This is a genomic window from Bacillota bacterium (genome assembly GCA_040754675.1).
GTDB lineage: Bacteria > Bacillota > Limnochordia > Limnochordales > Geochordaceae > Geochorda.
The window spans coordinates 1-8,743 of sequence record JBFMCJ010000144.1 but is presented as its reverse complement, the minus strand read 5'-3'; the positions used below and the strand labels follow the sequence as shown (position 1 = coordinate 8,743).

8 protein-coding genes are annotated in these 8,743 nt (G+C 64.8%); 7 read left to right on the top strand and 1 reads right to left on the bottom strand.

Annotation, left to right across the window (positions count from 1 at the left end; translation table 11 throughout):
- The 5 genes from AB1609_09950 to AB1609_09930 all read left to right on the top strand — a co-directional run.
- The coding region (locus tag AB1609_09950; protein ID MEW6046787.1) for an NAD(P)-dependent oxidoreductase at positions 1 to 559 on the top strand (559 nt) is incomplete at its 5' end.
- Positions 556 to 1,452, top strand: coding sequence for an NAD(P)-dependent oxidoreductase (locus AB1609_09945; GenBank protein MEW6046786.1), 897 nt, complete (start codon positions 556 to 558; stop codon positions 1,450 to 1,452). The genes AB1609_09950 and AB1609_09945, both read left to right, overlap by 4 nt.
- Positions 1,453 to 1,465: 13 nt before the next feature.
- Positions 1,466 to 2,278: an ABC transporter permease gene (locus AB1609_09940; GenBank protein MEW6046785.1), complete on the top strand. Its 813-nt coding sequence runs from the start codon at positions 1,466 to 1,468 to the stop codon at positions 2,276 to 2,278.
- 59 nt (positions 2,279 to 2,337) lie between these two features.
- Entirely contained in the window at positions 2,338 to 3,147 is an 810-nt protein-coding gene (locus AB1609_09935; GenBank protein MEW6046784.1) for an ABC transporter ATP-binding protein, read from the top strand.
- A gap of 8 nt (positions 3,148 to 3,155) precedes the next feature.
- Complete coding sequence (locus AB1609_09930; GenBank protein ID MEW6046783.1) at positions 3,156 to 4,205, top strand: ABC transporter substrate-binding protein; 1,050 nt, start codon at positions 3,156 to 3,158, stop codon at positions 4,203 to 4,205.
- A gap of 209 nt (positions 4,206 to 4,414) precedes the next feature.
- On the opposite strand, the gene AB1609_09925 is transcribed toward AB1609_09930, so the two are convergent.
- Complete coding sequence (locus AB1609_09925) at positions 4,415 to 4,642, bottom strand: hypothetical protein (protein MEW6046782.1); 228 nt, start codon at positions 4,640 to 4,642, stop codon at positions 4,415 to 4,417.
- Positions 4,643 to 4,881: 239 nt separating this feature from the next.
- On the opposite strand from AB1609_09925, the gene AB1609_09920 reads away from it, so the two are divergent.
- A complete protein-coding gene (locus tag AB1609_09920) occupies positions 4,882 to 5,934 on the top strand; it encodes a LacI family DNA-binding transcriptional regulator (GenBank protein ID MEW6046781.1) in 1,053 nt (350 codons plus the stop codon).
- A gap of 14 nt (positions 5,935 to 5,948) precedes the next feature.
- Positions 5,949 to 8,651 carry a glycoside hydrolase family 38 C-terminal domain-containing protein gene (locus AB1609_09915; GenBank protein MEW6046780.1) on the top strand — a complete coding sequence of 901 codons (2,703 nt, stop codon included), beginning with the start codon at positions 5,949 to 5,951 and terminating at the stop codon, positions 8,649 to 8,651.
- The last annotated feature ends 92 nt before the right edge of the window (positions 8,652 to 8,743 follow it).

Here is an 8,743-nt window from a genome sequence, read left to right as displayed (position 1 = left end):
CGGTGCGACCAAGTCGTTCGCGGAGTTTCTGACCGCACACTACATTCGCACCTGGGGTGTCGATGCTGTTGGACTGCGCTTTGCGCTGGTCTACGGCCCCGGGCGTGTTAGAGGTGCAAGCGCCTTCGTAAACGAGCTCTTGATCCGTCCGGCGCTTGGACAACCGGCCCAGGTACCCTTTGGCGATGACGTGGTGGACTGGCAGTACGTCGAGGACGTTGCTACACTTATCGCAAAATGCCTGTCGATCAAGCGAACGAAAACGCCCGTCTTCAACACCCGCTTCTGCATACGCTCCATTCGCGAAGTGGGAAAGTACGTACAGACCCTGCTTCCCGGCGCACGGATCGACTACGAGCCCGGGACCTTCGGCATAGCGTGGGAGGCTGATGACTCGCTCTTGCAGGAGGAAGTCGGTTTCACACCTGCTTACACAGTGGAGCGAGGGGTATTGGAGACTATCAACCACGTGCGCCGACGCCACGGCCTTCCGCCCGTCGTCATTCCGGGCCCTAACGTGGGTTTGGACGCACCAGGGAAGGGGGCTATCAGCCGGTGACCATCGGCATCGTCGGCTTCGGCCGCATGGGTGAGCCGGCAGCCCGGAGGTTGGCCCGAAAGGCATCCGTATTGATCTGGGACGCCTCGCAGGAGGTCCGACGTCACGCTGCATCATCTGGCTTCGCGGTTGCCGGTCGTTGCTCTGAGATCGGCAGGAACGCGCACATCGTGATGCTGTTTCTCCCCGGGCCTCTTGAAGTGGAACAAGTGGTGGCCGGCGAGGGCGGACTGCTGACGGCAATGAACCCGGGCAGCGTCATCGTCGACTTGAGCACGGTAGGACCCTCCTCATCCCAGCGTAACGCAAGAGTGGCGGAGCAACATGGCATCGGCTACATCGACGCCCCGGTTCTCGGCCGACCTCAGGCGTGTGGAGAGTGGACGTTGCCGGTCGGGGGCGATCCGGATACTCTCGAACGTGTGCGCCCATACCTGGAGGCAATCGCTCGCCGCATCGTTCACGTTGGACCTGTTGGCTCGGGTGACGCTGTGAAGCTGCTCAACAACCTTATCTTCGCGTCTATCAACGTGATTGCGGCAGAGGTCATGAGCATCTGCGCCCGCGCAGGCGTCGATCCCAAGACTTTTTTCGACGTGGTGTCAACGAGCAATGCCGCTACGGTCAGCCCGCTATTCCTCGAGCTTGGTGCCAAGATCCTAGCGGAGGATTTCACGCCCATTTTTACCATCGACTTGCTTAACAAGGACATATCACTGGGCATCACGATGGCACGAGAACACGGGATCTTCCCCATTGCCAGTATGACCAACCTTTTAGTAACCGAAATGGCAAGGGGTATCGGGATGGGGTCGAAGGACACGGCAGCACTTGTCAGTCTGTACGAGCACCTCTGGGGCCGCTCGGCAAGCATCGTAAGTCTTCAGGGGTGATCTGGACGTGGCAATGACAGGGTTGCAAAAGACCTCCTCTGCAAACTCGCGACTGCTGGTGGTCGCCTATCGGGTGCCGCTCAGGATGCTCCAGCGCGGTGCAGTGTTCGCCATCGTGATCCTCTTCTGGCAGTTGGTCGTATGGTCGCAACTGATTGCGCCCCACCTGCTCCCGTCGCCTGGAACCGTGCTTGCCAGCTTCGTCAAGCTCCTGACGGAGCAGGGGCTCTTCGTCCATGTCGTTGTCAGCACGCGGCGGGTCGTGCTGGGGGTGCTGATCGGCGCGGTGTTAGCCATCCCCACAGGGTTCGCCTTAGGATGGTACAAGGCCGTTTACCAGTTTCTCGACCCACTGATTAACTTCATGCGGGCGCTGCCCCCGATCGCGCTCGTCCCCCTGGTTGTCGTTTACCTGGGCATCGGAGAACCGGCTCGGCTCCTCGTCCTGGTTTACGCGGCATTCTTCTCGGCGACGGTCGTAATGTATGAGGGTATTGTCGGCCTCGATCCGATTTATATCCGAGCCGCCCGCGCTCTGGGCGCCAACGGGCGCGAGATCTTTTTCAGGGTGGTGCTTCCACTGGCTGTTCCCCATGTTCTCACCGCCCTTCGCGTGGCCCTCGGTGTATCCTGGGCAACCCTGGTGGCGGCAGAGCTGGTGGCCGCGCAACAGGGCCTGGGCGCTTTGATTCAGAACGCAAGCAACTTCTTCCAAATACCCGCCATTTTCGTGGGTATTATTCTAATTGGCTTCACGGCACTGCTAATGGACCAGCTCCTGCGGATGCTGATCCGTCATTTCGTGTCGTGGAGAGAAACCGTTTGATGATGTGCGACGTGCGGAGACTCGCAGTGGCTGTACAGCACACCATGGAGGAAGCGACGATGGGCATAGGGCTGGTTTCTCCCGGGAAAGTAAAGATACGCATCGAGGACGTGTCGATGAAATACACGATGAAGGGGGTCCTTGCAGTCCTCGAAAACATCTGCTTGGACATTTCGGAAGGGGAATTCGTGTCCCTCGTCGGCCCGAGCGGCTGCGGAAAGACCACACTGCTGAATATCGTGGCTGGCTTTGTGCAGCCCACGCAAGGCAGTGTCTATGTCGATGGGCAGCCGGTAACAGGTCCGGGACCGGAACGAGGGACGATCTTTCAGCAATACGCCGTTTTTCCTTGGTTGACCGTCAAACAGAATATAACGTTCGGTTTGACGCTCCAGGCCAACCGCCGCGAGCGGGCCGTTCGTGAGGACGTTGCGGCGCGGTACATCGAGCTTATGGGGCTCAAGGGCTTTGAAGATGCCTATCCAAAGATGCTATCCGGGGGGATGAAGCAGCGTGTAGCCATCGCCAGAGCCTACGCGGTCAACCCAGCCATCCTCCTTATGGACGAGCCGTTCGCGGCGCTGGATGCCCAGACCCGCGACGTAATGCAGGAGTTGCTTCTCGACATCCTGGAAAAGGAACGCAAGACCGTCCTGTTCGTCACTCACTCTGTAGAGGAGGCCGTCTTCCTCTCGCGGCGCGTCGTGGTAATGACAGCTCGCCCTGGCAGGATACGGCGAGTCATTGACGTGCCGTTCCAGTACCCCAGGGAAAGGAGGTTGAGGATCACCCCTGCTTTCCTCGCAATTCGTGAAGAGGTCGAGTCGCTCGTTCGTCGGGAATACACGCACGCCATGGAAGGGGGATGAAGGCGTAGTTGCTGCCCAAGCGGACGGGCAGTAACGACGCGAATACCATGCATCGAATTCGGTCGTTTATGATGATGCTGGTCCTGTCCGCCATGTTGATGACAGGTTCCGAGGGAGCCGGAGCTGCTGCGACGAAAATCCGTATCGGTTATCTGCACACACTCGCCGTTGACAGCCACCTCTGGCTAGGCATTGAGCGCGGTGTTTTCGAGAAGTATGGACTTCAGCTAGAGCTGACGCGCTTCAATTCCGGAGTTCCGCTGATGCAGGCGTTAGCTGGCGGCAGCATCGACGTGGGCATCATGGGAGCGGTGATATCGAATTTCCCTTCCCGCGGTGTAGGAAAAGTGTTCCTGTTGAATAACCTGGAGCACGGGACGGCCGTCATCTTCGTCCAGGACGAGAGCGGGATTTATTCCGTGCGTGACCTGAACGGTAGAAAGGTGACCACGACGCGTGGGACGACAGCCGATGTTCTGTTATACATCGCTCTTCAAAAGGCCGGCGTCAAGTACACCGACGTGAACGTCATCAACATGGATATGGCGGCTGCTGTCAGTGCTTTCATAGCCGGTGCCAGCGACGCCGTCTCAACATGGTGGCCCTTCGATCTCTACATCATGAAGAACCGCCCCACCGCCCGCAAGCTCACCCAGGCCGGTGACTATTTCCCGGACGCGGCCATCGCGGGAGGTTGGGTCGCGAGCAACCGCTTCTACGAGCGCGAGCGACCAACGCTCGTGAAGCTGGCCCGGGCCTGGCTAGAAGTCAACGAACTGTTACTCAACGATACGGACCGCAGCCTGAAGACCATCCAACAGGCCGCTTACCCCGAACTGGACTATGAAGAACTGCTCGACGGGTTCCGAAAGGAAAAGGTGTTTCGCAATGAGGAATGGGCAGGGATGTACCGGGACGGTCGTGCCGCGAAGTGGATTGGCCAAGTGGAGGAAGTCTTCATGAGGTTAGGTGCGTTTACCGACTGGGTGCCCCCTGAGCGGTTCTTTGATCCCTCAGTTTATCTGGAAGCTTACGAGGCGTACAAGTCAACCCGATAGTGTAAGGTCCTGAGCCGGTGGGGCCGCCGGGTGCTCGTACCCGCGGCCCCACCGGCTTTTGATCGCGTTGGGTCACCTGCGCCCGGTGGGCAGGTGGCGGCTTATGGATGGTCCGGCTGCGGTTTAACACTTCCGGCAGCCGTTGTAGCTGGTCTTTCGCACCCTTCCCCAGAACCGCCTGAGTTTTTGCTCGCCCATAACCCAGCACTCTACCGCTGAAGGTAGATGGCTTCCGAGTATCCGCCCAAGCGGAGCACTTGGAACAGTTGCGGATCGGTGTTGCTGGGAAGGATCCGTTCGACCCGCTGCCCGGTGTCGATGAGGATCACCTGCAGCGACCGGAACATGTCCAGGATGGCCTGCAGGGTGGGCGCTTGAGTTTTGCGCTGGCCCCCGATGACCAGCACGTCCCGGGTGCGGGCCAGTTCTCGCCACACGCGCCGCTCCAGGAAGGCCAACACCAGCAGGGCAAGGAGAGGCCGGCCCGTAAGCGCGGCGACAGGGGCGAACGCGGGGTCTGGACGGTCCGGTCGAGCTCAAGCGCCCGGCCGAGGACGGTACGCTCCCGCCAACCGCAGCGCGCACACGTGTGCGCGGAAGCACGTCGTTTCTCTCGGAAGGATCGCGTCAACCCGCGTCGAATCAGCCCAACGCGGCCCAGAAGGGGTGCGCACACGTGAAACAGACAGGACCCGACGGGCACCGCCGCCTCACCCTGAAGGACGTCGCCCGAGCAGCGAGCGTCTCCCATTCCACGGCGTCGAGGGCGCTGCGCAACGTGGGGCGGGTCTCTCACGAGACCCGCATGGCGGTGCTGGCCGCCGCCGACCGGTTGGGCTACTCGCCCAACCTCATGGCTCGCGCCTTGAAGAACGGGAAGACGGGCACGCTGTCGGCTCTGGTCCCGAGGATCGACGGCCCTCCGGTGAGCGACATGATCGCGATTCTCAACGATGAGATGGAGCGGGCCGGCCGAACGCTGCACCTCTACTGCTCTTTCGAAGACGCCGAACGCCAGCTGGAGAAGCTCCATCTGATCCGGGGCAACTCGGACGGCGTCTTCGCCGTGCCCACGGGCGACCTGCTCATACGGGGCCGGGAGGACCTGACCCGGGAGACGCTCCGCCTGATCGAATCCATGAACGCCCCCGTCGTCTTCGTGGACCGCTACCTGGAAGTGCCGGGGGCCGGCGTGGTCTGCTCGGACAACGAGAGGGGAGCGTACGAGGCCGTCACTTACCTGGTCTCGCTCGGGCACCGGGCGATCGGGTACCTGACCGGTCCGCCGCTGAGTTCGGTCGTCGAACGGCTGCGGGGCTACCGCCGTGCGCTGGAGCAGGCCCGGATCCCGTTCTCCGAGCACCTGGTGGAAAGGCTCGTGGCCGACTCCTTCGAGGCCGGCGTCGAGGCAGCCATGCGGCTGCTTTGCCGCGCTCCCGAGATCACCGCGGTCGTCACGTTCAACTACAACGCGACGGTGGGCGTCTTCGCCGCCGTGGGAAGGCTAGGCAAGCAGATCCCCAAGGACCTGTCTTTGGTCGCCTTCGACGACGTGCCGGAGGTGTCGTCGATCCTCGTCCCCATCACGTACGTGGAACAGGACGTGGTGAACATCGGCCGGCATGCCGCCCAGCTGATGCTCGACATGCTGCAGGGTGGGCCGGCCCGGGAGATCCGCGTGCCGCCGCGGCTGGTGGTGCGCCAGTCGGTGATGCCGGTCCGGGGATGAAGGGAGCGCAGGCGTTGGAGCAGCGTCGCTTGCGGGCCGTGATGGTGTCGATGTCGCACTGGGATCGGGCCTGGTACGTTCCGTTCCAGGAGTTCCGGTGGGCGCTGGTGGAGCTTCTCGACCAGGTGCTGCACCTGCTCGACCACCGGCCCGGCTTCCAGGCCTTCATGCTAGACGGCCAGACCATCCCTATCGAGGACTACCTGGAGTTCCGTCCAGAGCGCCGGGAGGACGTGCGGCGACAGGTGGCGGCCGGGCGGCTGCTGGTGGGGCCGTGGTACGTGCTGCCCGACGAGTACCTGGCCAGCCCGGAGGCGCTGGTGCGCAACCTCCTCATCGGGACCCGGCTGGCCCGGCAGCTGGGTGGGGAACCCATGCTCCACGGCTACAACCCCGACTCGTTCGGCCACGTCGGCCAGCTGCCCCAGATCCTGAGGGGCTTCGGCATCGAGACGGCGCTGTTCTGGCGCGGCTTCGGCGCCGAGGGCGAGCGCATCCCCAACGAGTTCTGGTGGGAGGCCCCCGACGGTTCGAGGGTGCTGGCCTCGTTCCTGCGGTTCGGATACGGCAACGCGTCCCAGCTGGGCTACCCGGCCCGGTGGGGTGACGTGAGCTACCTGCGGTTCGACCCGGAGCTCGCGGTCCGGCAGGCCGTCGAGGTGCTGGAGGGGCTCGCGCCGCACGCCCCGGCGGGGGTGGTGCTGCTGCTCAACGGCACCGACCACACCCGGCCGCAGGCTGAGATCCCCGATGTCGTGCGGCGATTGCGCGAGCTGGGGTACGACGTCCGCCACGGCGGGCTGCACGAGTACTTCGACGCCGTGAGGGCGGCGGCTCCGGAGCTGCCCGTGCTGCGCGGGGAGTTCAACCGGGGGCGGTTCAGCCCTATCCTGCAGGGCGTCTACTCGAGCCGCATGCCCATCAAGCAGCGCAACTGGGAGGTGCAGCGGCTGCTGGAGCGGGCCGCCGAACCGGCTGCCACCATGGCGTGGCTGGCCGGAGCCGAGTATCCCGCGGCGGCTCTGGAGGTAGCCTGGAAGTGGCTGATCCGCAACCACCCCCACGACGACATTTGCGGCTGCAGCGTCGATCAGGTGCACCGGGAGGACCTCTACCGGTTCGACCAGGCCGAGCAGATCGCCCGCATTGTGGAGCGGGAGTCGCTGCGAGCCGTCCTCGAGCGCATCGCGCTCACCCGCAGCAGCCCGGCCGTGGCGGTGTGGAACCCGTCGCTGTACCCCCGCAGCGAGGTGGCAGTGCTGTCGGTGCCCTTTGCGGATCGAGCAAAGGTCGGCGCACTGGTGGCCGTGGGCCCGGACGGTAGCCGGCACTCCGTCCAGGTCCTGGCCGTTCGGGAGGGGTACCTCGCCGAACCGCGGCGCACCGCCCGCCGCACCCTGGTGGGTCTCGCCGTCGAGGTGGAGGTGCCGGCGTGCGGCTATGCGGTCTACCACCTGGAGCCGCTCGAACCGCCAAGTCCGCCGGCGCACGACGACCAGGCGGTGCGGGTCACGGGCGAACGCGAGATGCAGAACGGGCATCTGCGGGTGAGCATCGAGCGTGACGGCCGGATCTTCCTCGAAGACCGGGGCTCCGGCCACCGCTACGGCCCGCTCCACCTGCTGGAGGACACGGAAGACGCGGGTGACGAGTACGACTACTCGCCGGCTCCCCACAGCACCACCCTGTGGTCGGCGGGTTCGCCGGTGGCCGTCCGGTGGCTCGAAGAGGGGCCCCTGCGCGCCACGGCCGAGCTGCGCTGGGAGTGGAGGCTGCCGGCTTCCCTGGCCCCCGACCGGCAGGGGCGGTCGCAGGAGTGGGTCGGCTGCCCCGTCACCACGCGCGTCTCGCTGCGGCGCGGGCAGCGCCGGCTGGAGTTTGTGACCGAACTGGAAAACCGGGCGGAGGATCACCGCCTGCGCGTCCACTTCGAGACGGGCATCCCGGCCGACCGGGTGCTGGTCGACGGCCACTTCGACGTGCTGCGGAGACCCGCGCGGCCCGACCCCCAGCCGGAGTGGCACCAGCCGCCCGTGCCGACGGGGCTTGCGCGGCGCTTCGTGGCCGTTGAGCGCGGGGGCGGGCTGGCCGTCATGACCCGGGGGCTTCCCGAGTACGAGGCGGTACCGGCCCCAGCCGGATTGTCCCTGGCCATCACGCTGCTGCGGGCCGTGGGATGGCTCTCCCGTGACGACCTGCTGACCCGCCGGTCGGGAGCCGGCCCCTCCATCCCGACGCCGGAGGCCCAGCTGGCCGGCAGGCACCGCTTTGAGTACGCGGTGCAGGTGTTCGGCGACCTCGAGGAACTGCTGGTGGCGGCCGAGGAGTACCACAACCCCCTGGTCGCGTGGCGGGCGGACACTCGGGCCGGGCTCCTGGCGGAAGAGCTGCAACCCGGCTACCCGCAGCACGGCGCGCTGAACGAACAGGTCCGGGACATGCCGGCACGCCGATCGTGGCTGCAGGTCGACCCGGCCGCCATCGGCGTCTCCGCGCTGAAACGCTCGGAGGACGGGAGCGCCGTCGTGCTCAGGCTCTGGAACCCGTTCGACGGCAGCCGGCAGGCCGTCGTGACCCCCGGGTTTGCGGTGCGGGAGGCATGGAAGGCTCGTCTCGACGAGACGCCGGTGGAGCCCGTCCGGGTGGATGCGGGGCGGATCAAGCTGCAAATCGGGTCGCGGGAGGTGGTGACGCTCCGGTTGGTGCCGGGTAGCTGAGGGTGCGAGGCGCCCTCTGCACGTCCCCGGCCGGGGGCCGCGCCCGTGCTGCGCCCGGCACGCAATCGGAATTGGGAGCGGTTTCAGACCAC